This window comes from Streptomyces bullii (genome assembly GCF_042657145.1).
In the GTDB taxonomy this organism is placed as follows: Bacteria; Actinomycetota; Actinomycetes; order Streptomycetales; family Streptomycetaceae; genus Streptomyces; species Streptomyces bullii.
Genome location: NZ_JBHSNY010000001.1, coordinates 576,701 through 599,011, shown reverse-complemented (window position 1 = coordinate 599,011; position 22,311 = coordinate 576,701). Strand labels below are relative to the sequence as shown.

The following is a 22,311-nucleotide window of genomic DNA, read 5'->3' as shown; positions in this document are numbered from 1 at the left end:
GGATCCGCCTCCGCCGGATCCGCTTCCACCCGGACCACGGAGAAACCCAGGGGGTTACCGATGACCTCAACGACGAGGCTCACGGTCGCACAGGCACTCGTCCGCTTCCTGGCCGCCCAGTACACCGAGCGGGACGGCGTACGGCGGCGGCTGATCGGCGCGACGTGGGGCATCTTCGGCCACGGCAACGTCGCCGGGATCGGCCAGGCGCTCGTCGAGTACGCGACCGTGCCCAGTGGGGGGACCTCCCCCGCATCCCCCGTGATGCCCTACCACCAGGGCCGCAACGAGCAGGCCATGGTGCACGCGGCGGTCGGCTACGCCCGCCAGTCCAACCGCCTGTCGACGCACGCGGTGACGACCTCCATCGGCCCGGGCGCCACCAACCTCGTCACCGGAGCCGCGCTCGCGACCATCAACCACCTCCCGGTGCTGCTGCTCCCCGGCGACGTCTTCGCCACCCGGCCCGCCGACCCGGTCCTGCAGCAGCTGGAGGTGCCGTACGCGGGCGACGTGTCCGTCAACGACTGCCTGCGCCCGGTGTCCCGGTACTTCGACCGGATCACGCGCCCCGAGGCCCTGATCCCCTCGGCCCTGCAGGCCATGCGGGTGCTCACCGACCCGGTCGAGACGGGCGCGGTCACGCTCGCCCTCCCGCAGGACGTGCAGGCCGAGGCGTACGACTGGCCGGAGGAGTTCTTCGCCGAGCGCGTCTGGGTGGTACGGCGTCCCGGCGCCGACCCGACGGAGCTCGCCGAGGCCGTACGGGCCGTCCGGGCCGCACGGCGGCCCCTGGTCGTCGCGGGCGGCGGCGTGCACCACAGCCGCGCCGAGGAAGCGCTCGCCGAGTTCGCCGAGACCACCGGCATCCCGGTCGCCTCCACCCAGGCCGGCAAGGGCTCCCTGCGCTGGGACCACCCCCAGGACGTCGGCGGCATCGGCCACACCGGCACGGCCGCGGCCGACGAACTGGCCCGCACCGCCGACCTGGTGATCGGCGTCGGCACCCGCTACACCGACTTCACCACGGCCTCCGGCACCCTGTTCACCGGCGAGGACGTCCGCTTCCTCAACCTCACCATCGCCCCCTTCGACGGCCACAAGCTCGCCGGGATGCCGCTGATCGCGGACGCCCGCAGCGGCCTGGAGGAACTGACCGAGGCCCTGGAGATGCACGCCTACCGGGTCACCGACTCCTACGCCCGCGAGTACACCGAGGACAAGGAGCGCTGGGAGCAGCGCGTCGACGCCTGTTACGAGGCGGACGAACCCGACATCCGGCCGACCCAGCCGCAGGTCCTGGGCATGCTGGACGCGCTGGTCGACGAGTCGGACATCGTCGTCAACGCGGCCGGTTCCCTCCCCGGCGACCTGCACAAGCTGTGGCGGACCCGGTCGTCGGACCAGTACCACCTGGAGTACGGCTACTCCTGCATGGGCTACGAGATCCCCGCCGCGATCGGCGTGAAGCTGGCGGCCCCCGACCGTCCCGTGTGGGCGCTGGTCGGCGACGGCACGTACCTGATGATGCCGACGGAGCTCGTGACGGCCGTGCAGGAGGGCATCGCCGTCAAGGTGGTCATCGTGCAGAACCACGGGTACGCGTCCATCGGCGGCCTGTCGGAGACGGTGGGCGCCGAGCGGTTCGGCACCGCCTACCGGTACCGGTCCGACGACGGCACGTTCACGGGCGCCCCGCTGCCGGTCGACCTGGCCGCCAACGCGGCCAGCCTCGGCCTGCGGGTGCTGCGCGCGAAGACCGTACGGGACCTGCGGGCGGCGCTGGCGGAGGCCCGGGCCGCGGACACTCCCACATGTGTCTACGTGGAGACCCAAACGGCAGACACTGTGTCGGGCGCGCCGCCCGCCCAGGCCTGGTGGGATGTTCCCGTGGCCGAGACCGCGACACGGCCGTCCGCGGTCAAGGCACGTGAGCTGTACGAACGGCACGTCGCCACCCGACGCCGCCATCTGTGAAGGAGTTCCCCGGCATGACGAAGATCGTCAACCACTGGATCGGCGGCAGGACCGCCGAAGGCGCCTCGGGTGCGTACGGGCCGGTGACGAACCCGGCGACCGGCGAGGTGACCACGAAGGTCGCGTTCGCCTCGGTCGAGGAGGTGGACGCGGCGGTCGCGGCGGCCAAGGCGGCCTTCGCCACCTGGGGCCAGTCGTCCCTGGCCCAGCGCACGTCCATCCTGTTCCGGTTCCGCGCGCTGCTGGACGCGCACCGCGACGAGATCGCCGAGCTGATCACCGCCGAGCACGGCAAGGTGCACTCGGACGCTCTCGGCGAGGTCGCGCGCGGTCTGGAGATCGTCGACCTGGCGTGCGGCATCAACGTGCAGCTGAAGGGCGAGCTGTCCACGCAGGTCGCCAACCGGGTCGACGTGGCCGCGATCCGGCAGCCCCTCGGTGTCGTCGCGGGTATCACGCCGTTCAACTTCCCGGCGATGGTGCCGATGTGGATGTTCCCGATGGCCATCGCGTGCGGCAACACCTTCGTGCTGAAGCCGAGCGAGAAGGACCCGTCGGCGTCCGTCCGTCTCGCCGAGCTGCTCGCCGAGGCGGGGCTGCCGGACGGCGTCTTCAACGTCGTGCACGGCGACAAGGTGGCCGTGGACCGGCTGCTGGAGCACCCGGACGTCAAGGCCGTCTCCTTCGTAGGCTCCACCCCCATCGCCCGCTACATCCACACCACCGCCTCCGCCAACGGCAAACGCGTCCAGGCCCTGGGCGGCGCGAAGAACCACATGCTGGTCCTGCCCGACGCCGACCTGGACGCGGCGGCCGACGCGGCCGTCTCGGCGGCCTACGGCTCGGCCGGCGAGCGCTGCATGGCCATCTCGGCGGTCGTGGCGGTCGGCGCGATCGGCGACACGCTGGTGGAGAAGATCCGCGAGCGCGCCGAGAAGATCAAGATCGGCCCGGGCGACGACCCGGCGTCCGAGATGGGCCCGCTGATCACCAAGGCCCACCGCGACAAGGTGGCGTCGTACGTGACGGGCGCGGCCGAGGAGGGCTGCGAGGTCGTCCTGGACGGCACCGGCTACACCGTCGACGGCCACGAGGACGGCCACTGGATCGGCATCTCGCTGCTGGACAAGGTGCCGACCACCGCCAAGGCCTACCAGGACGAGATCTTCGGCCCGGTGCTGTGCGTGCTGCGCACCGAGACGTACGAGGAGGCGCTGGACCTCATCAACGGCTCGCCGTTCGGCAACGGCACGGCGATCTTCACACGGGACGGCGGCGCGGCCCGCCGCTTCCAGCTGGAGGTCGAGGCCGGCATGGTCGGCGTGAACGTCCCGATCCCGGTCCCCGTCGGCTACCACTCCTTCGGCGGCTGGAAGGACTCGCTCTTCGGCGACCACCACATCTACGGCAACGACGGCACGCACTTCTACACCCGCGGCAAGGTCGTCACCACCCGCTGGCCGGACCCGGCGGACGCTCCGGCGGGCGTGGACCTGGGCTTCCCGCGCAACCACTGAGGTTTTTTCCGGGCGGCGCCCTGCGGTTCCCGCAGGGCGCCAAGCAACCCGAGCCGACTGAGGTGTTGTGACCAAATGGACAGGAAGAGCGGCTTGTAGCTTCGGATTTCGTAGGTAAACGGCTATTGACGTGACGGTTTCCGTCGGGGTTCCATGCAGCGCAATCCCCGCTGCACGCGCCGTACGAGTCGATCGGAACCGCCGCATGACCGACACGCTCCGCCCTGTCGAGACCGCCGTCCCGCAGCCGCCGGGCAGTCCCCTGAAGCTCAAGCGTTCCATCGGCGTGGTCGGCGGCACCCTGCTCACGCTGTCGTGCGTGACGCCCGCCTCCACGCTGTTCGTGGTCGTCCCCGACCTGTTCGGCTCGCTCGGCACCGCCACCGCGCTCACCATCGCCATCGGCTCGCTGCTCTGCGTCGCCGTCGCGTTCTGCTACTCCGAGCTCGGCACGCTGATCCCCAGCGCGGGCGGCGAGTACGCCATGGTCTCGACACTGGCCGGGCGGCTGGCCGGCTGGCTGGTGTTCGTGCTGTCGCTGCTGGTCGTGATGATCGTCCCGCCGGTCATCGCGATGGGCACGGCCGACTACCTCGCGCCGGTCGTGCACCTCGACGCGTCGACGGCCGGCGCCGGCGTCATGCTGCTCGCCACCCTCGCCGGGCTGCTCGACCTGCGCGCCAACGCCTGGATCACCGGCGTCTTCCTGGTCCTGGAGGTCGTCGCCGCGGCCGTGGTCGCGGTCCTGGGCTTCGCGCACGCCGAGCGCGGCCCCGGCACCCTGGTCTCGATGAAGGTCGCCGGCGCGGACGGCGGCACGGACACCGTCACGGCCCTGCTGGTCGTCTCCGGGCTCGCCATCGCGCTCTTCGTCACGCAGGGCTTCTCGACCGCCGTGTACCTCTCCGAGGAACTGGAGAACCCGCGCCGCACGGTCGCCCGCACGGTGCTCGCCACCCTCGGCATCTCCGCGGTGATCATCCTCGTCCCGGTCGCCGCCATCACGCTCGGCGCCCCGGACCTCCGGGCGCTGACCGGCGGCGACATCGGCACCATGGTCACCGCCTGGTCCAACTCCGCCGTCGGCACCTTCGTCAGCCTCTGCGTGGCCCTGGCCATCGTCAACGCGGGCATCGTCATGGTCATCCAGAACTCGCGCGTGCTCTTCGCCTCGGCCCGCGACAAGGCCTGGCCCGAGCCGGTGAACCACCTTCTCGCCAAGCTCGGCCGCCTCGGCTCCCCGTGGGTGTCGACGCTCGCGGTGGGCGTGCCCGGCGCGGCCCTGTGCTTCGTCGACCTGGACACCCTGTACGGCGTCACGGGGGTCTCCGTCACCGGCATGTACCTGCTCGTGGCGGTCGCCGCCCTGCTCGCCCGGCGCGGCGCGCACCGGCACACCCGCGCGTGGCGCATGCCGCTGTGGCCGGCGGCACCGGCCCTGCTGATCGTCGTCCTCACGTACATCCTCACTCAACAGGAGACGAGCCACCTGCTGTGGACGGGCGGCATCACCGCGGCGGCCACCCTGTACTGGGCCCTCTACCTCCGTCCCCGCCGGGAGACGCGGTGGCTCGTGTCGATCCCTGAGGCGTAGGCGCCCTCACCGGGGCGCGGGCTGTATCGCGGCTCCGCCCGTACCACGACCGCGGTACGCCACAGCGGTCGTGTACCTCCCAGGGAGGGTCCGGAGTTCGGCCTCCGGTCGATAACTTCCCGACAGCTTCACCCCGTACCGTTGACGCATGGATCTTCGACTGCCCGGATGGCGGGCGCTGCTGCGAAGGCCCCGGCGGCTGCTCGCCGCCGGGCCCGCCGTCGTGGTGCTCGCCGGCGCCGGTACCTGGACGGTGGGGTCGGCCGTCGCCTCCGACGACACACCCCCGGTGCGGCGCACCGACCGGGTCATGGCCCTGGGGGACGGGGTGCGCATCGACACCTCGTACTTCACCTCCGGCGCGGCCGGCCGCCGCCCCGCCGTCCTGATCGGCCACGGCTTCGGCGGCAGCAAGGACGACGTGCGCCGGCAGGCGGAGGACCTGGCCCGGGACGGCTACGCGGTGCTCACCTGGTCGGCGCGCGGCTTCGGCAGGTCGACGGGGAAGATCGGCCTGAACGACCCCCGGGGCGAAGTCGCCGACGTGTCCAAGCTGATCGACTGGCTCGCCAAACAGCCCCAGGTCGAGCTCGACAAGCCCGGCGACCCGCGCGTCGGCGTGACCGGCGCCTCCTACGGCGGCGCGATCGCGCTGCTGGCGGCGGGCCACGACAGCCGGGTGGACGCCATCGCCCCCGCGATCACGTACTGGAACCTCGCCGACGCGCTGTTCCCGAACGGCGTGTTCAAGAAGCTGTGGGCCGGCATCTTCGTCAACACCGGCGGCGGCTGCGACCGGTTCGAGCCCGCGCTGTGCCGGATGTACGAGCGGGTCGCCGAGTCGGGCACCCCGTACCCCGAGGCGAGCGAACTGCTGCGGGAGCGCTCGCCGTCCGCCGTCGCCGACCGCATCAAGGTGCCCACGCTGCTCGTGCAGGGCCAGTCCGACTCCCTCTTCCCGCTCGACCAGGCCGACCAGGCGGCGAAGGCCATCCGCGCCAACGGCGCACCGGTCGACGTCGACTGGATCGCCGGCGGACACGACGGCGGCGACCTGGAGACCGGCCGCGTCCAGGGTCGCGCACAGGCGTGGTTCGACCGCTACCTCAAGGACGACAAGGGCACCGACACCGGCCCCGCCTTCCGGGTCACCCGCACCCTCGGCACCGGCTCCGGCGACGGCGAACCCCGGCTCAGCGGTGTGACCGCGGATCGCTACCCCGGTCTGGAGAGCGACCCGCGCGCCATCCCCCTGACCGGGCGCGAGCAGCGCTTCGACAACCCGGCCGGAGCCTCACCGCCCGCCGTCTCGGCCCTGCCCGGCCTCGGCAGCGCGGCGGGCCTCAGCCGGCTCTCCTCGCTCGGCATCGGCGTGTCCCTCGACTTCCCGGGCCAGTTCGCCGCCTTCGAGTCCGCGCCGTTCCGGGACGACGTGCAGATCACCGGCTCCCCGACGGTCACGGTGCACGTGAAGTCGACGAGCGACGACGCCGTGCTCTTCGCGAAGGTGTACGACGTCGGCCCGGGCCGCACCCAGCCGGTGCTGCCCTCGCAGTCGGTCACGCCCGTCAGGGTGGAGGGCGCGAAGGCCGGCAGGGACGTCCGCATCACCCTCCCGGCGATCGACCATGAGGTGGACGACGGCCACCGGCTGCGCCTGGTCCTGTCCTCCACGGACCTCGGCTACGCCTCCCCGACGGCCCCGGCGACGTACACGGTCTCCCTCAAGGGCGACCTGGCGATCCCGACGGCACTGGCCGGCACGGCCACCGACGGCCCGCTGCCCGCGTGGGTGTTCTGGATGCCGCTCGCCGGCGCGGGCATCGCGCTGGCACTGCTGCTGACGAGCAGGCGCCGCACGGCGACACCCGCCCCCGACCCGGCGCTGGCCGACGTCCCCCTGGAGATCACCGGTCTGACCAAGCGGTACGCGAAGTCGTCCGACCGGTACGCGGTCCGGGACCTGTCCTTCCGCGTGGAGAAGGGCCAGGTGCTGGGCCTGCTCGGCCCCAACGGCGCGGGCAAGACGACGACCCTGCGCATGCTGATGGGCCTGATCACGCCGGACGGCGGGGACATCCGCGTCTTCGGCCACGCCATCCGCCCCGGCGCCCCGGTGCTGTCCCGGGTCGGCGCCTTCGTCGAGGGCGCGGGTTTCCTGCCGCACCTGTCGGGCCGCGAGAACCTGGAGCTGTACTGGCGCGCGACCGGCCGCCCGCCCGAGGACGCCCACCTGGACGAGGCCCTGCAGATCGCCGGGCTCGGCGACGCGCTGGCCCGCACGGTCCGCACCTACTCCCAGGGCATGCGCCAGCGCCTCGCCATCGCCCAGGCCATGCTGGGCCTGCCCGACCTGCTCATCCTCGACGAACCGACCAACGGCCTCGACCCGCCCCAGATCCGCGAGATGCGCGAGGTGATGATCCGGTACGCGGCGGCCGGGCGCACGGTCATCGTCTCCAGCCACCTCCTCGCGGAGGTCGAGCAGACCTGCACCCACCTGGTGGTCATGGACCACGGCCGACTCGTGCAGGCGGGCCCGGTCGCGGAGATCGTCGGCTCGGGCGACACCCTCCTGGTGGGCACGGCCGAGCCCGTCGAGGACGCGGTCGTCGAGAAGGTCGCCGCGCTGCCGGGCGTCGCCTCGGCCGTGCGCACCGACGACGGACTCCTGGTCCGCCTCGGCGCCGACGGCACGACCCGGCGCCTGATCGCCGAACTCGTCCGCCTGGAGGTGCCCGTCGAGTCGATCGGCCCCCACCGCCGCCTGGAGGACGCCTTCCTCACCCTGATCGGAGCTGAAGCATGAGCACGCTCGCCGACCGCGCCGCAGTGGCCGACGGGTACCGTGCGGGCCGCACGCTGCCCCTGAGGGTCGAGCTGGTCCGGCAGCTGAAGCGGCGCCGCACGCTCGTCATGGGCGCGGTCCTGTTCGCCCTGCCGATCGTCCTCCTCGTCGCCTTCCGGATCGGCGGCGAACCGGGCGCCGGCAACGACCGGGTGAACCTGATGGACACGGCCACCGCGTCCGGTGCGAACTTCGCCGCGGTGAACCTCTTCGCCTCCGCGGGCTTCCTGCTCGTCATCCCCGTCGCCCTGTTCTGCGGGGACACGGTCGCCTCGGAGGCCGGCTGGTCCTCCCTGCGCTACCTGCTGGCGGCGCCCGTGCCGCGGGCCCGCCTGCTGTGGTCCAAGCTCGTCGTCGGCCTCACCCTCAGCCTGGCCGCGCTGGTGCTGCTGCCGGTCGTCGCCCTCGCCGTCGGCACGGCGGCGTACGGCTGGGGTCCGCTGGAGCTGCCCACCGGCGGCACCCTGCCCACCGGCACGGCCGCCCAGCGCCTGCTGATCGTGGTGGCGTACGTCTTCGTGTCCCAACTGGTCACCGCCGCGCTGGCGTTCTGGCTGTCCACCCGGACGGACGCGCCGCTGGGCGCGGTCGGCGGCGCGGTGTTCCTGACCATCATCGGCAGCGTCCTCGACGAGGTGACGGCCCTCGGCGACTGGCGCGACTTCCTGCCCGCGCACTGGCAGTACGCCTGGCTGGACGCCGTGCAGCCGCAGATGGACTGGTCCCGCATGATCCAGGGCACGGCCCTGTCCGTGACGTACGCCCTCGTGCTGTTCGCCCTGGCCTTCAGGGGTTTCGCCCGCAAGGACGTGGTGTCCTAGGTCGACGGAGGATCGCCCTCCGGTCTCGACGGGCCGCCTCCGTGCCCTCTTCGAGACGCATCCGCAACGGTCCGTGCCGCACGTTTCGGCCCCCTACGGCGTCACAGTCACGTCGACGGACCAGTCAACGGACCAGGGGGCTACGGACGATGAAGCGACAAGAGCGGGGCACGACGCACCCGGCACGGAGGCTGCGCGGCACGCTGCTCGCGCTCACCACGGCGGGCGGCCTGCTGCTCACCGGTTGCGGCGCGAGCGGCACCGGCGGCCACGACTCCGCGGTGGACCGCGGCGATCACCACTCGGGTCTCCCGGCCCCGGCCGGCCCCGAGGACCTCAACCGCGACCGGACCCGCCCGTCGCAGGACCACCTCTCCACCTTCGCGCTCGACGTCGACACCGCCTCCTACGGCTACGCCCGCCGTGCCCTGGCCGAGGGCAGGCTGCCCGAGCCGTCGACGGTCCGCCCGGAGGAGTTCGTCAACAGCTTCCGTCAGGACTACGTGCGCCCGGACGGCGACGGGTTCACGGTCACCGTCGACGGCGCCCGCACCGACGACGAGGACTGGTCCCTGGTCCGCGTCGGCCTGGCCACCCGGCCCGCCGGGGACTCCGGCGAACGTCCGCCCGCCGCCCTGACCTTCGTCATCGACATCTCGGGCTCCATGGCCGAGCCGGGCCGCCTCGACCTCGCCCAGCAGTCCCTGTCCGTGATGACGGACCGGCTGCGCGACGACGACTCCGTCGCGATCGTCACCTTCAGCGACGAGGCCGAGACCGTCCTGCCCATGACCCGCCTCGACGGCCACCGCGACGAGATCCACGAGGCCATCGAGGGCCTAAAGCCCACCGACTCCACCAACCTCGGCGCGGGCGTGGCGACCGGCTACGCCACCGCCGTCGAGGGCCTGCGCGCGGGCGCCACCAACCGGGTCGTCCTGGTCTCCGACGCCCTCGCCAACACCGGCGACACCGACCCCGACACGATCCTGGAGCGGATCGCCGGCGAACGCCGTGAACACGGCATCACCCTCTTCGGCGTGGGCGTCGGCAGCGACTACGGCGACGCCCTGATGGAACGCCTCGCCGACAAGGGCGACGGCCACACGGTGTACGTGTCGAACGCGGCCGACGCCCGCGAGGTCTTCTGCGAGCAGCTCCCGCGCCACGTGGAGCTGACCGCCCGCGATGCCAAGGCCCAGGTCGCCTTCGACCCCGCGACCGTGACCCGGTACCGCCTGATCGGCTACGACAACCGCCGTGTCGCCGACGACGACTTCCGCGACGACCGCGTCGACGGCGGCGAGGTCGGCCCCGGCCACATCGTCACCGCCCTGTACGCCGTCCGCACCAAGTCCGGAGCCCACGGCCACCTCGCCACCGCCACCGTCCGCTGGCTCGACCCGAGCACCCGCGCCCCCCACGAGGAGACCGGCGCCCTGGAGACCGGCGAGCTGCAGGACTCCGTCTGGACCGCCGGCCGCGGCCTCCAGGTCACCGCCACCGCCGCCTACTTCGCCGACCACCTCCGCACCACCGGCCGCACCCTCCCGGGCGCCCCGAGCCTGTCCGAACTCACCGAGCGGGCCGACGCGTTGGCGGCCAGGACGGAGGACCGGGACGTGCGCCGGCTGGCCCAGGCGATCGAGACGGCGAGCCGACTGAAGTGAACCGGCCCCATTGACCTTTCCTTACGCGCGAGTAAGTTGACCCTGGAGTAAGTAAGTACGGCAGCACGTCACCTCAGCCGCGACCGGGAGCCGTCATGGGCGTACGCAGGGATCTGAAGCGGGCGAAACAGCGCACCGATCTGGCCACCCGCACGAAGATCGAGACCGTCAGGGACGCACACGGCGCCGTACGCGAGGTGCGCGCCGCACCTCTCGCCCCCCGGCCGACGACCGGCAGCACCGCCGACATCCCGTTCACCAACGCGGTGCAGGCCCCCGATGCCGTGGTCCTGCGCCGCGAACGGCACGGCACCTGGCACCCCGTCACCGCGGCGGCCTTCGCCCAGGAGGTCACCGCCGTCGCCAAGGGCCTGATCGCCGCAGGCCTGGAACCCGGCGGTCGGGTCGCGGTGATGTCCCGCACCCGCTACGAGTGGACGGTGCTGGACTTCGCGATCTGGTCGGCCGGCGGCCAGACGGTGCCCGTCTACGCCACGTCCTCGGCCGACCAGGTGGAATGGATCGTCCGCGACTCCGGCGCCCGGTACGTCGTCACGGAGACCGCCGAGAACGCCGCCACCGTGACCACCGGTACCGCCGGACACCCCCAGCCCCCGCGGATCTGGCACCTCGACGGCGGCGCGCTGGACGACCTCACCGCCCTCGGCCGGGACGTCCCCGACGAGGCGGTCACCAAGAGCCGCACCGCCCTGACCCCCGACACGGTCGCGACCGTCTGCTACACCTCCGGCACCACCGGCCGGCCCAAGGGCTGCGTCCTCACCCACGCCAACCTGCACGCCGAGGCCGCCAACACCGTCGAACTGCTCCACCCCATCTTCAAGGAGGTCACCGGCCAGACCGCCTCCACCCTGCTGTTCCTCCCGCTCGCCCACATCCTCGGCCGCACCCTCCAGATCGCCTGCCTGCTGGCCCGCATCGAGATCGGCCACTGCCCCAGCATCAAGCCCGACGAACTCCGCCCGGCTCTCAAGGCGTTCCGGCCCACCTTCCTCGTCGGAGTCCCGTACCTCTTCGAGAAGATCCACGACACCGGCCGCGCCACCGCCGAGAAGATGGGCCGCGGCGCCTCCTTCGACCGCGCCCACCGCATCGGCGTCCGCTTCGCCGAGGCGCACCTGAACAGGTTCCTGGGCAGGGGAAAGGGCCCCGGACCGGGCCTGTACGCCGCCTGGGCCCTGTACGACCTGCTCGTCTACCGCCGTATCCGCATGGAGCTCGGCGGCCGCATGCGCTACGCCATCAGCGGCGGCTCACCGCTCGACCGCGACCTCAACCTCTTCTTCTACGCCGCCGGCATCCTCGTCTACGAGGGCTACGGCCTGACCGAGACGACCGCGGCCGCCACCATCGTCCCGCCCCTCACACCCCGCCCCGGCACCGTGGGCCTGCCGGTCCCCGGCACCGCCGTCCGCATCGGCGACGACGGCGAGGTCCTCGTCAGCGGCGGCATCGTCTTCGGCTCGTACTGGAACGACCCGGCCGCCACGGACGCGGTCCTCACCGACGGCTGGTTCACCACCGGCGACCTCGGCGCCCTGGACGAGGACGGCTATCTCACCATCACCGGCCGCAAGAAGGACCTCATCGTCACGTCCGGCGGCAAGAACGTCTCCCCGGCCGTCCTGGAGGACCGGCTGCGCAGCCGCCCGCTCATCGGCCAGTGCCTCGTCGTCGGCGACAACCGGCCCTACGTCGGCGTCCTGATCACCCTCGACCCCGAGGCCGTCGCCCACTGGCTCGCGGTCCGCAAACTGCCCTCCGGCACCCCGATGTCCGAGGTCGTCCGTGACCCGCGCATACGCGCCGAGGTCCAAAAGGCCGTCGACTACGCCAACCAGGCGGTCTCCCGCGCCGAGTCCATCCGCGCGTTCCGTCTGCTGGACGGCGACTTCACCGAGGACAACGGCCTGCTCACCCCGTCCCTGAAAATCAAACGCCACGCGGTCACGGCGGCGTACGCGGAGGAGATCGACGCGCTGTACCGCGGCTGACAGGCACACGCACACGCCCGTCACTGAGGCGAAGTCATCAACCGGTCGGCGCACGTGCGTTGCGGAGTGCGCCCACTCGTGATCACATCTTCCCGAAAGGCGCCGAGGGGACATTTCCGGCGCCGCACTCATGGGTGCCGTCCGCCTCGCGCGTGGTCGGTCCCCGTACCGCCCGGGAGGACCCATGCCTCACCGCATGCTTCGTTCGGCCGCCGCCGTGCTGCTGACCTGCGCACCGCTCGTCGTCGCCGCCGCACCCGCACCCGCACACGCCGCTCCGCAGCGCGCCTTCCCCTGTACGGTCGCCATCCAGAAGATCAGCGACACGGCGAACAGCAAAATCAGCCTCAGCATCAGCTGCGCTGCGTCGCGGACCGTCGGAGTGAGCCTCAGCGCGGACGGCGCCGTACTTCTGAGCTGGCAGCAGACCGTCCAGGCCGGCGTTCAGCAGAGCGTCACTCTCACCGTTCCGAAGGTCACGCAGGCCTGCGCGACGCTGCAGGCCGACAGTGAGACCACCACGCTCTGCACCCCCTGACCGCCCCTTCCTCCTTTCTCGGGCGCACCCGATCGGACGCGGTTCGGTTATTCCCATATCGCTAAAGCATATATAGCAATATTGATGCCACTCATTCGGGTGCATCAGGAATGCGGCGTTTAGAGAGGCGTGTGTTATCGTCTGTGATTGTTCGGACACGGTCCGTAAGGAGGGTCGTGTGCGTGGAGAAATCGGAGATGTTATGCAGAAGCTCAAGAAGGCCGCAGCCGTCGCCGCCATGGTCGGCGGCATGGGCCTTGTCGGCGGCGGCATCGCCCACGCCGGCGGCCACGACTACGACGACCCGTTCGACGTTTTCATCAACAACGTCCAGGCCGTCGAGTGCGAGCAGTCGTTCGAGTCTGGCGACATCGCCGTCACCGGGGACCTGGGCGACACCGAGGCGAACACCGGCAACTTCTGCACGGTGATCGGGTCTGTCGAGGACTGATCCCAAGACGCTTTGAGGGGCGGGTTTCGCGCTGAGGTGCGAAATCCGCCCCTCAAGTTTCGTCGTGCCGGCTTTCAGTGAGGCGATTTTCGCATCACTGAAAGAGGCGCTTTTGGAAACACTCATTTGGGTGTGTCAGAAATGCGGCTTTAGTGGGGGGTGTGTTATCGTCTGTGATTGTTCGGGCACGGTCCGTAAGGAGGGTCGTGTGCGTGGAGAAAACGGAGATGTTATGCAGAAGCTCAAGAAGGCCGCGGCGGTGGCAGCCATGGTCGGCGGCATGGGTCTTGTCGGTGGCGGCATTGCCCACGCCGGCGGCCACGACTACGACGACCCGTTCGACGTTTTCGTCAACAACGTCCAGGCCGTCGAGTGCGAGCAGTCGTTCGAGTCTGGCGCCATCACCATCGGCGGCGGTGAGGGCAGCACGGAGGCGAACACCGGCAACTTCTGCACGGTGATCGGGTCCGTCGAGGACTGATTCCAAGACGCTTTGAGGGGCGGGTTTCGCGCTGAGGTGCGAAACCCGCCCCTTGCGTTTTAGTCGTGTCGGCTTTCTGTGGTCCGGTGATTCTCGTGTCACTAAAAAGGGTGTATTGAGGACGCTTATTCGGATGTGCCAGGAATACGGCGTTTAGGGAGGTGTGTGTTATCGTCAGTGATTGTTCGGGCACGGTCCGTAAGGAGGGTCGTGTGCGTGGAGAAATCGGAGATGCGATGCACAAGCTCAAGAAGGCCGCAGCCGTAGCAGCGATGGTCGGCGGCATGGGCCTTGTCGGCGGCGGCGTTGCCCAGGCCTGCGAAAAGGACGGCGACCCGTACCCGGGCGCAGTCGCCATCGGCAACCTGCAGGCCGTCGAGTGCGGGCAGGCGTTCGAGTCTGGCGACATCACCCTCACGCCGGGTGCTGGTGACTTCGAGGCTGAGACCGGCAACCAGTGCACGGTGATCGGGTCTGTCGAGGACTGATTCCAAGACGCTTTGAGGGGCGGGCTCGCGCGGAGGCGCGAGCCCGCCCCTCGATTCTTCTTGCCGTCCTTTTTGCTGCCCAACTCGTCGGCGACTGGCCTTCGGTGTTTGGCGGGGCGTGGGTGTGATCCAGTGATTTCGATACCTATAAATCGTATATAGGAGTATTCATCTCACTCATTCGGGTGTGTCAGGAATGCGGCGTTTAGGGAGGTGTGTGTTATCGTCAGTGATTGTTCGGGCACGGTCCGTAAGGAGGGTCGTGTGCGTGGAGAAATCGGAGATGCGAATGCAGAAGCTCAAGAGGGCCGCGGCTGTTGCAGCCCTGGTCGGCGGCATGGGTCTCGTCGGTGGCGGCGTGGCCCAGGCCAATGGCTACGACGGTCCGTACCCGGGCGATGTCTTCGTCGACAACCTGCAGGTCGTGGACTGTGAGCAGTCGTTCGAAGCCGGCGACATCACCGTCACCCCGGGCACCGGCGACCTGGACGCGGACACCGGCAACTTCTGCACGGTGATCGGTGACTGAGCCCCTCACGGGCTGATTCCAAGACGCCGTGAAGAGCTGGGTCTCGTACCCGCGGTACGAGACCCGCTTCCCGGCCCCTCTCCCCGTTTGTGTCCCTGATCGAATGTCGTTCGCCAGGGGACCGCGGGGCGGAGAGTCCGAAACTCGCGCAAGGGGATGTCGAGGCAGCTGGAGCTCGACCTCCCCTTTTTGCGCTGGTTGTGGCCACACGTTGGTAGTGGCCGAGAGTGAAAAAATGGAGATCCGTATGCGCAGGTTCAAGAAGGTCATGCTGGTGACCACCGTTGTCGGCAGCATCGGCCTGACGGGCGCCGGGACCGCCCAGGCTGCCGACGACGGTGGCTCCGACACCACCGTCGGAAACGCGCAGGCTCTGGAATGCGAGCAGCAGTTCCGCGCATCCACGATCACGATCGCCCCGTCGGTCAGCGTCCTGGGCGACAGCATCACGAACATCGGCAACTTCTGCACGCAGGCCGCCCCGCGCGGCTGATCGGCCCATTTCTTCCGGCGGCTGGTTCGGGGACGATCCCCTGCAGGTGGAGACGGCCGCCGCCAGAAGTGAGCAGTCCGACCGACTCACCCTGGGTCCGTGATGCAGAGTCGATCACATACCGGCAGCGGCCATCTCATTGATGGTCGCTGCCGTGTTTCCGTGGGGGGATAACTCGCGAACCGCCGTTCGGGTGGTTCGCTCGCCTGTCGTCCGGCAGGTCCCATTCATATCAATCGCCAAACGAGGCCGTTCGGATGAAATCCGATGTCTGCTCGCCCGTAAGGGTGTCACCTTCTTGGCCGAGGATTACTGCTCATGCAGTATCGATCCCATCCCTCCATCCTTCTCCAAGGGGGGTGTGAGTCGATCACGCTTCGGAGAGAATATGACTGATACGCTCATCCTGCCGCGTTGTCCGGAGACCGGAAAAGCATCGTTCCGCAGTGAATCCGAGGCGAGGCTCTGGCTGGTCAAGCAGCCGCTACTGGAGAAAATCCCCGACCGTATCTACCGATGCTCTGACTGTCAGTACTGGCATTTCACCGGGTCCCATCACTGGACCAGCCAGAAGATCAAGCGGAGGCGGAACTACGGAAGGCGGGAAGCCGTCTCGGGACACAGCCGTAAGAAGAGGAGGAAACGCTGACGAGAGCGCCAGCCCTCTCGTCACCACGCAGGAGGCAGTCTGCATGGCTCGTACATGACTGGCGATGCTGCGGTGTGCGTGTGGCCTGCACTCCCACCCGGTCCCGGCCTGTGGCACCGGCCGGCTCAGGACTCGATCCCTCGGGCACAACCGGCCCTTTCCCTTTTCTTCGAACAGGAAGACGACGAGATTGCGAAAGAACCTGAGTAGGGGAATTGTCGTGGCTGCCGCCGCCACGAGCATCCTGCCCTTGTACGGAATCACGGCGTTCGCGGACTCGCACTCCGAGGCGTCCGTCAACGCCTGTGACAAGTCCCTCGGCAAGGATGCCGCGACCGCCCCGTCCTACGGAAACTCCTGCACCAGCGGCCCGAAGCCGCAGGTGTCGTCCGCCGCCTCCCGCGACTCCGGCCGCAGTGAGGGCCGTCGGCCCGTGGGTCAGGGCGGCAACAGTTCCGCGGCTGGTGCCGGCGGGACCGGTCAGGCCGCGGGCAACGGGTCCGGCGAGACGGTCGCCTCCCGCGGTGAGTCCGGCCACGGCGAGGTCGTCGGCTCTCGCGACGACTCCGGCTATGGCGAGGACGTCAGTTCTGCCGAGGACGCCGGCTACGGCCAGGAAGCCGGAGCAGAGGGTGACTCCGGCTACGGCGAGGACGTCAGCTCTGAGAAGGAAGCCGGTTACGGCGAGGACGCCGGGGCCGAGGCCGACTCGGGCTATGGCGAGGACGCCGGCTCCGAAGAGGACTCCGGCTACGGCCAGGATGTGGGTGCCGACGGTGACGCCGGCCATGGCGAAGAGGCCGGGACCGAGGGCGACTTCGGTTCCGGTGAGGAGTCCGGTTACGGCGAGGACGCCGGCGCCGAGGCCGACCCCGGCTATGACGAGGACGTCAGCTCCGATGAGGAGTCCGGTTACGGCGAGGACGCCGGCGCCGAGGCCGACGGTGGCTATGGCGAAGACGCCGGTGCCGAGCACGGCGACGGTTACGGTGAGGACGCCGGCGCCGAGGACGGCGGTGGCTATGGCGAAGACGCCGGTGCCGAGCACGGCGACGGTTACGGTGAGGACGCCGGTGCCGAGCACGACGGCGGCTACGACGGTGACTCCGGCTATGGCGAGGACTCCGGCCATGGCGAAGACCCCGGCCACGGCGAAGACCCCGGCTACGGCGAGGACTCCGGCTACGGTGCAGACTCGGGGCGCGGCGAGGACTCCGGCTACGGCGATGACTCCGGGTACGGCGAGGAACCGGGCGGCTACGGCGACACACCGTCCACCAAGCCGCCCACCACGCCGCCGGCGAAGCCGCCCACCACGTCACCGCCGACCCACAAGCCGCCGGTGACGCCGCCCCCTTCGCACTCCGAGCCACCGGCGAAGCCGCCGGCCTCGCCCCCGGTGGAGCCGCCCCACCTCCCCGAAACCGGCGTGGGCAAGCAGGCGATCGCGGCCTCGGGCGCGGCCGCGCTGCTGCTGACCAGTGGCGTCATCCTGTATCGACGAGGCCGAGCCGCGTCCCGTCGGTAGTGCTGTACTCCGGGTGCCGGACGTTGCCACGTCCGGCACCCGAGTGCGTTCCCGCAGGCCACCCCGCGGTGAAATGCGCGGGGCACAGCGAATTCACCTCATTTTCCTCGGCCCTGGCTCACTCGTGCGAGTGGTCGCAGTGAGCTCAGGCAGAGAACCACATTAGTCATACGGGCATATATAGGACTGGTCAATGGAGCGGATACGGATAAACGGGTGGCAGCGCGCACGCTGCGGCTGCTGCCGCCGGCGAGAAAGGGGCAGCCATGGCGACTCAGAAACGCCGCCGCAGAAGATGGCCTGTGTACATCGCGGCCGGGTTTCTCGCGTCGGCCACCCTGTCGACCGGACTGGAGCACGCCGTGGGCGCCGAGACCGAGAACGCCGCCCGGACGCCTGTGCCGACAGCGCCGGTCTCGACGTCGCCCGCGCCCGCAGCGGCCGTACCGACGCCGCCCGTGCCGCCGACGCCCCAGGTGACAGCCCCCGTATCCGCATCGCCCGTACCGACATCGCCCGCGCCCGCTGGGTCCGCGACGGCAGGCACGGTCGTACCGTCCGCGCCGCCCGTCCCCCTCGCCCCGCAACCCGCCTTCGGCGCCTACCTGGACTACGGGTCCAACGGTGTCGCCCTGATGGCCGGATTCAGTCAGTGGCTGGGCGGTACCGAACTGCGCGTCGGGCACACGTACCTGCCGGGTGACCGCTGGAGCAACATCGAGGGTGCCCCCGGTTTCCTCGACTACTGGGCCGCCTGGCGTCGGGAGAAGGCCGACCGGATGTTCGTCCTCAACGTGCCCATGCTGGAACGCAACGAGGAGCGCCTCTCCGACGCCGAGGTTCGCTCCCTGCTGCGCCGCGGCGCGGCCGGGGAGTTCGACGTGCACTTCCGCCGCCTGGCCGAGCGGCTGATCGCGTTGCGGGTGCCGGACACCGTGCTCGTACTCGGCTGGGAGATGAACGGCACGACGTACACCCATCGGTGCGGCCCGGACCCGCAGGCCTGGAAGGCCTACTGGAACAGGATCGTCACCGCCATGCGCGCGGTGCCGGGGCAGAAGTTCCGGTTCGACTTCACGCCGAGCCGCGGACTGGACGCCGTTCCGTGGACGGAGTGCTATCCGGGTGACGACACCGTCGACATCATCGGCATGGACACCTACGACCAGCCGCAGGGCCTGTCGTTCGACGGGCAGGTGACGGAGCCGTACGGACTGCAGAAGCACGTCGACTTCGCCAAGGAACACGGCAAGCCCATCTCGTTCCCGGAGTGGGGCCTGTTCCGCAACGGCGACAACGCGGAGTACATGCGGCGCATGCTCGCCTGGATCGACCAGCACAAGCCGCTGTACCACACGCTCACCGACTACTGCCCGCACGGCGTGTGGCAGTGCCGGCAGAACCCGAAGGCGGCCGAGGTGTACCGGGCCGCGCTCTTCGGCCGTACCGAGCCCGGGACCGGTCCGCTGCCGCTGCCCCAGCCGACGTCGGAACCGCTGCCCACACCGGTGCCCCAGCCCCCGTCGGCGCCGCTGTTCCGCTCGGAGTGCTCATCGCTGAACCTGGGCGACTGGGTCGAGCAGTTGTTCGGCGGACGGCTCTGCGTCCGCTTCGACTGGTGGCCGCGCAACCGGTGACCGCGCGACGAACGGAGGCGGTGGGCGGCTCACGCCTTCCCGCCGCCCCGTTCCTTCCACCCGCGCACGAGTTCCCGGCCCCGGTTGCGTGCGGCGACCTCGCAGGCGACCGCCGACAGCAGCGGGACGGTGCGTCGCCGGGCCAGCAGCAGCCGCTGGTTGACCACCGGCTCGGGGCGCCAGCGGCGCTTGTACGGTTCGTCGCCGCGCAGCAGGCTCAGCGCACCGCACCCGCCGGTGACGGTGTGCTGGGCACAGGCGTCCAGCAGCATCACGGCGATGTCCGCCTTCCGCTCCCGCAGCAGCGGATGGACGCCGTACAGATAGCAGGCCGCCAGGCGCGGGGCCAGTAGCGTCAGGTCGACGGCCACCACCTCGCCGTCCAGCAGGAACTCGGTGACCACGGCGTCACCGGAACGCACCAACGAGCCGACCCCGCGCACCAGATGCGCGGCGAACCGCTCCCGCAGGTGCTCCGGTGTCACCCCGCGGTCCTGCCACTGCAGCCGGTGCAGGGCGAGGAGCCGCCGCAGCGCCGCGCCCACCTCGTCGGGGGGAGCGGTCCGGCGTGTCACGCCCAGCGCGGTCAGTTTGCGCAGGTTGGCCCGCGCCCGCCGGGCCTTCGCCCCGGGCAGCCGGGCCACCAACTGCTCCATCGGCACGGCGGGCAGGTCCAGGCAGAGTGAGTCGCGCACGCGCAGACGGGGTCCCCGCCACTGCTCGTAGACGCGCTCGACCGCGCTGCCGGGCCGCACTTCGCGGAAGTCGATCAGCGCGGTGCCGGCGGCCGCCGACAGGGCATCGGAGAGGGCGGCCGCCGCGGGGCCGGCGTGCCCGTCGTCGAGCAGTACGTCCCCGAAGTCGGAGATGGCCCCGCCCAGCGGGACGAGCCGGGGCACAGGGCGCACCACCAGCATCAGCGGCGCGGCCGCGCGGAGTTCTCCCTGTTCCCCGGGGGTGTCGCTGTCCCGCACGAGCAGCAGCCGCAGTCGGCCGGGTGTGCCGTACGAGGTCCACCACGAGTGCAGCCAGGCGTGGCTCTGGAACGGGGTCGCCGCGTCGCAGCTTCGGTAGAGCCTTTCCCAGGCCGGGGCCAGTGCCGCGAACTCCCGGTCGTCGGTGCACAGTTCGACCCGCAGAGTGCCCTCGCGGGCCCGCAGCACCCCGCTCACTGCTGTCCGTGCGCGTCGGCGGCGGCCGGGTGGGGCACGACGGCCGGATGCGCCCCGCCGGCGGGGGCGCGGCGCGGGCGGACCAGCAGCGCGAGGCCGCCGAGCAGGCCGCCCGCGCTCGCGCCGACCAGGCCGGTCAGCGCCGGGGACGCCGACGACGGTTCCGTGGGCCTGACGGCCCGGGAGAACCGTGTGAGTTCGACGTGCGTGGCGTCCTTGGCGCGGTCGGCGTGCCGGGTCAGCGCGCGGCTGACCGCGTCGGCCATGTCGACGGCGAGGCCGGGGCGTGCGGCGGTGGCCGTCACGGCGACCATGGGGGCGTCCGGGGAGGTCGCCGTCCGCACGTTCTCGAGCAGCGTCCGCACCGGCACGCCCGCCCCCTCCTGGGCGTCCCCGAGCACCGCGAGCTGAGTGGCGACGCGGCCGTACGCCTGGGCGAAGCCGAGCGCCGCCTGGGGGTCCGACTTCTTGGTGGGTACGGCGACGACGTACGCCGTGGCCGAGTAGGCGGGCGGTGTGAGGGCGCCGTACGCGCCGCCGGCCAGGGCACCGGCCAGCGTGCCGGCCGCGAGCAGGGACCACGGCGGCAGCGCTCTCATGCGGCTGCGTGCGGGGTGCCGACGGGTCGGCGGCGCCGGGGTCGCCGGGTTCGCCGGGTTCGCCGGGTTCGACAGGGTCGTCTGGGTCTCGGTGTCGGAGGTCATCGTGGAGTCACTCCCAGGGGCGACGGGGACGAGCAGGAGACGGCGGACGCGTACACGTCCATCAGCCGTGCGGCGGTGCGGGTGATGCAGTAGTGGCGGGCGGCGGCGGAGACCGGGCGGCTCGGTGGGCGACCCGGCCCGGCCTCGTCGGGGGCGCGGGTCTCGCTCAGGGCGCGGGTCTCGGCCAGGGCGCGGGCGAACGCCTCCGCACCGCCCCGCACCCGGCGGGCCCCGGCGGACAGGTGCGGCGGGAGGTCCTCGACGGCCGGACACGAGCTGTAGAGCACCGGCAGCCCCGCCGCCAGGCCCTCCACGACGGCGAGACCGAAGGACTCCTCCGGGCTGGGCGAGGCCAGCACATCCATGGCCGAGGTCAGCGACGGCAGATCGAGGCCGCGGGAACCTTCGGGGTCGTAGGGCCGTTCGCCGGTGAACAGCACCCGGTCGGTCACCCCGGCCCGCTGGGCGGTGCGCCGCAGGACGTTCTCCTCCGGGCCGCCGCCGACCAGCAGGAGCCTGTGATCGGGGGGCAGTCGGGCGAGCGCCTCGATCAGGACGCCGAACCGCTTGCCCGCGGTGAGCCGGCCGATGCCGCCGATGACGTACGCGCCCTCGGGCAGCCCGAGCCGGCGGCGGGTGCGTTCGCGGCCGACCGGGTCGAAGCGGAAGCGTGCCACGTCGATGCCGTTGGGCACGATCTCGATGCGCGGCTCGGGCACACCCCACCGCCGGAGCCGGTCGGCCACCGTGGGCGAGACCGCGACCGTGGCGTGGCCCAGCCGCTCGCTGGCCAGGTACAGCGCGCGCACGCCGGCGGTCAGGGCGCGGCCCTCCAACTGGGTGCCGCCGAGGGAGTGCTCGGTGGCCACGACGGCCCGGACGCCCGCCAGGCGCGCGGCGACCCTGCCGTACACACCGGCGCGGTAGAGGTGGGTGTGGACGAGGTCGTAGCCGCCGGACCGGATCAGGCGCACCAGGCGGGGCAGGGCGGACACGTCGCGGTTACCGGCCATGCCCAGATGGACGACACGGACGCCGTCCGCCCTCAGGCCCTCGGCGACCGGCCCGGGGTTGGTGAGCGTCACGACGTCGCAGTCGACGGGCAGGTGGCGCAGCAGCAGCCGGAGTTGTTGTTCGGCACCGCCGACACCGAGGCCGGTGATGATGTGCAGGGCCTTCCACCCGGGCATCGCGCGGAC

General features: G+C 71.0%; 18 protein-coding genes. 15 read left to right on the top strand and 3 right to left on the bottom strand.

What is annotated here, in order from left to right; genetic code table 11:
- Positions 1-60: 60 nt before the first annotated feature.
- The 15 genes from iolD (at position 61) to ACFPZJ_RS02640 (ending at position 19,236) form a co-directional block, all read left to right on the top strand.
- On the top strand, positions 61-1,977 hold the full coding sequence (iolD, locus tag ACFPZJ_RS02710) for a 3D-(3,5/4)-trihydroxycyclohexane-1,2-dione acylhydrolase (decyclizing) (RefSeq protein ID WP_381016574.1): 1,917 nt from the start codon (positions 61-63) through the stop codon (positions 1,975-1,977).
- Positions 1,978-1,991: 14 nt separating this feature from the next.
- Positions 1,992-3,494, top strand: coding sequence for a CoA-acylating methylmalonate-semialdehyde dehydrogenase (mmsA, locus tag ACFPZJ_RS02705; protein ID WP_381016571.1), 1,503 nt, complete (start codon positions 1,992-1,994; stop codon positions 3,492-3,494).
- A gap of 205 nt (positions 3,495-3,699) precedes the next feature.
- Positions 3,700-5,088, top strand: a complete 1,389-nt coding sequence (locus ACFPZJ_RS02700) for an APC family permease (protein WP_381016568.1) — start codon at positions 3,700-3,702, stop codon at positions 5,086-5,088.
- 148 nt (positions 5,089-5,236) lie between these two features.
- A complete protein-coding gene (locus tag ACFPZJ_RS02695) occupies positions 5,237-7,897 on the top strand; it encodes a CocE/NonD family hydrolase (protein ID WP_381016565.1) in 2,661 nt (886 codons plus the stop codon).
- The gene (locus ACFPZJ_RS02690) at positions 7,894-8,757 is read left to right on the top strand and encodes an ABC transporter permease (RefSeq protein WP_381016563.1); all 864 of its coding nucleotides are present in this window, start codon (positions 7,894-7,896) and stop codon (positions 8,755-8,757) included. Before ACFPZJ_RS02695 ends, ACFPZJ_RS02690 begins: the two co-directional genes overlap by 4 nt.
- A 149-nt stretch (positions 8,758-8,906) precedes the next feature.
- Positions 8,907-10,427, top strand: coding sequence for a vWA domain-containing protein (locus ACFPZJ_RS02685; RefSeq protein ID WP_381016560.1), 1,521 nt, complete (start codon positions 8,907-8,909; stop codon positions 10,425-10,427).
- Positions 10,428-10,522: 95 nt separating this feature from the next.
- Positions 10,523-12,442, top strand: a complete 1,920-nt coding sequence (locus ACFPZJ_RS02680) for an AMP-dependent synthetase/ligase (protein WP_381016558.1) — start codon at positions 10,523-10,525, stop codon at positions 12,440-12,442.
- 196 nt (positions 12,443-12,638) lie between these two features.
- On the top strand, positions 12,639-12,980 hold the full coding sequence (locus ACFPZJ_RS02675) for a hypothetical protein (RefSeq protein WP_381016555.1): 342 nt from the start codon (positions 12,639-12,641) through the stop codon (positions 12,978-12,980).
- A gap of 202 nt (positions 12,981-13,182) precedes the next feature.
- Entirely contained in the window at positions 13,183-13,431 is a 249-nt protein-coding gene (locus tag ACFPZJ_RS02670; protein WP_381016554.1) for a hypothetical protein, read from the top strand.
- A 232-nt stretch (positions 13,432-13,663) separates the two neighbouring features.
- A complete protein-coding gene (locus tag ACFPZJ_RS02665; protein WP_381016552.1) occupies positions 13,664-13,912 on the top strand; it encodes a hypothetical protein in 249 nt (82 codons plus the stop codon).
- A 236-nt stretch (positions 13,913-14,148) separates the two neighbouring features.
- Positions 14,149-14,400, top strand: coding sequence for a hypothetical protein (locus tag ACFPZJ_RS02660; protein ID WP_381016551.1), 252 nt, complete (start codon positions 14,149-14,151; stop codon positions 14,398-14,400).
- Positions 14,401-14,668: 268 nt separating this feature from the next.
- Positions 14,669-14,929: a hypothetical protein gene (locus ACFPZJ_RS02655; RefSeq protein ID WP_381016549.1), complete on the top strand. Its 261-nt coding sequence runs from the start codon at positions 14,669-14,671 to the stop codon at positions 14,927-14,929.
- A gap of 247 nt (positions 14,930-15,176) precedes the next feature.
- The gene (locus ACFPZJ_RS02650) at positions 15,177-15,422 is read left to right on the top strand and encodes a hypothetical protein (protein WP_381016547.1); all 246 of its coding nucleotides are present in this window, start codon (positions 15,177-15,179) and stop codon (positions 15,420-15,422) included.
- Between the two features lie 899 nt (positions 15,423-16,321).
- Complete coding sequence (locus tag ACFPZJ_RS02645) at positions 16,322-17,599, top strand: LPXTG cell wall anchor domain-containing protein (RefSeq protein WP_381016544.1); 1,278 nt, start codon at positions 16,322-16,324, stop codon at positions 17,597-17,599.
- 266 nt (positions 17,600-17,865) lie between these two features.
- On the top strand, positions 17,866-19,236 hold the full coding sequence (locus tag ACFPZJ_RS02640) for a glycoside hydrolase family 26 protein (protein ID WP_381016543.1): 1,371 nt from the start codon (positions 17,866-17,868) through the stop codon (positions 19,234-19,236).
- Positions 19,237-19,265: 29 nt separating this feature from the next.
- Here ACFPZJ_RS02640 and ACFPZJ_RS02635 read toward each other — a convergent pair whose 3' ends face one another.
- The 3 genes from ACFPZJ_RS02635 to ACFPZJ_RS02625 all read right to left on the bottom strand — a co-directional run bounded on the left by ACFPZJ_RS02635 (position 19,266) and on the right by ACFPZJ_RS02625 (position 22,302).
- Positions 19,266-20,408 carry a GNAT family N-acetyltransferase gene (locus ACFPZJ_RS02635; RefSeq protein ID WP_381016540.1) on the bottom strand — a complete coding sequence of 381 codons (1,143 nt, stop codon included), beginning with the start codon at positions 20,406-20,408 and terminating at the stop codon, positions 19,266-19,268.
- Entirely contained in the window at positions 20,405-21,007 is a 603-nt protein-coding gene (locus ACFPZJ_RS02630) for a YveK family protein (protein WP_381017289.1), read from the bottom strand. Before ACFPZJ_RS02630 ends, ACFPZJ_RS02635 begins: the two co-directional genes overlap by 4 nt.
- 101 nt (positions 21,008-21,108) lie before the next feature.
- The gene (locus ACFPZJ_RS02625; RefSeq protein WP_381016538.1) at positions 21,109-22,302 is read right to left on the bottom strand and encodes a glycosyltransferase; all 1,194 of its coding nucleotides are present in this window, start codon (positions 22,300-22,302) and stop codon (positions 21,109-21,111) included.
- Positions 22,303-22,311 lie beyond the last annotated feature (9 nt).

Bases quoted from the DNA above. Each gene is read 5' to 3' on its own strand.
- iolD (WP_381016574.1), top strand. From the start codon at position 61: ATGACCTCAACGACGAGGCTCACGGTCGCACAGGCACTCGTCCGCTTC.
- mmsA (WP_381016571.1), top strand. From the start codon at position 1,992: ATGACGAAGATCGTCAACCACTGGATCGGCGGCAGGACCGCCGAAGGC.
- ACFPZJ_RS02700 (WP_381016568.1), top strand. From the start codon at position 3,700: ATGACCGACACGCTCCGCCCTGTCGAGACCGCCGTCCCGCAGCCGCCG.
- ACFPZJ_RS02695 (WP_381016565.1), top strand. From the start codon at position 5,237: ATGGATCTTCGACTGCCCGGATGGCGGGCGCTGCTGCGAAGGCCCCGG.
- ACFPZJ_RS02690 (WP_381016563.1), top strand. From the start codon at position 7,894: ATGAGCACGCTCGCCGACCGCGCCGCAGTGGCCGACGGGTACCGTGCG.
- ACFPZJ_RS02685 (WP_381016560.1), top strand. From the start codon at position 8,907: ATGAAGCGACAAGAGCGGGGCACGACGCACCCGGCACGGAGGCTGCGC.
- ACFPZJ_RS02680 (WP_381016558.1), top strand. From the start codon at position 10,523: ATGGGCGTACGCAGGGATCTGAAGCGGGCGAAACAGCGCACCGATCTG.
- ACFPZJ_RS02675 (WP_381016555.1), top strand. From the start codon at position 12,639: ATGCTTCGTTCGGCCGCCGCCGTGCTGCTGACCTGCGCACCGCTCGTC.
- ACFPZJ_RS02670 (WP_381016554.1), top strand. From the start codon at position 13,183: ATGCAGAAGCTCAAGAAGGCCGCAGCCGTCGCCGCCATGGTCGGCGGC.
- ACFPZJ_RS02665 (WP_381016552.1), top strand. From the start codon at position 13,664: ATGCAGAAGCTCAAGAAGGCCGCGGCGGTGGCAGCCATGGTCGGCGGC.
- ACFPZJ_RS02660 (WP_381016551.1), top strand. From the start codon at position 14,149: ATGCACAAGCTCAAGAAGGCCGCAGCCGTAGCAGCGATGGTCGGCGGC.
- ACFPZJ_RS02650 (WP_381016547.1), top strand. From the start codon at position 15,177: ATGCGCAGGTTCAAGAAGGTCATGCTGGTGACCACCGTTGTCGGCAGC.
- ACFPZJ_RS02640 (WP_381016543.1), top strand. From the start codon at position 17,866: ATGGCGACTCAGAAACGCCGCCGCAGAAGATGGCCTGTGTACATCGCG.
- ACFPZJ_RS02630 (WP_381017289.1), bottom strand. From the start codon at position 21,007: ATGAGAGCGCTGCCGCCGTGGTCCCTGCTCGCGGCCGGCACGCTGGCC.
- ACFPZJ_RS02625 (WP_381016538.1), bottom strand. From the start codon at position 22,302: ATGCCCGGGTGGAAGGCCCTGCACATCATCACCGGCCTCGGTGTCGGC.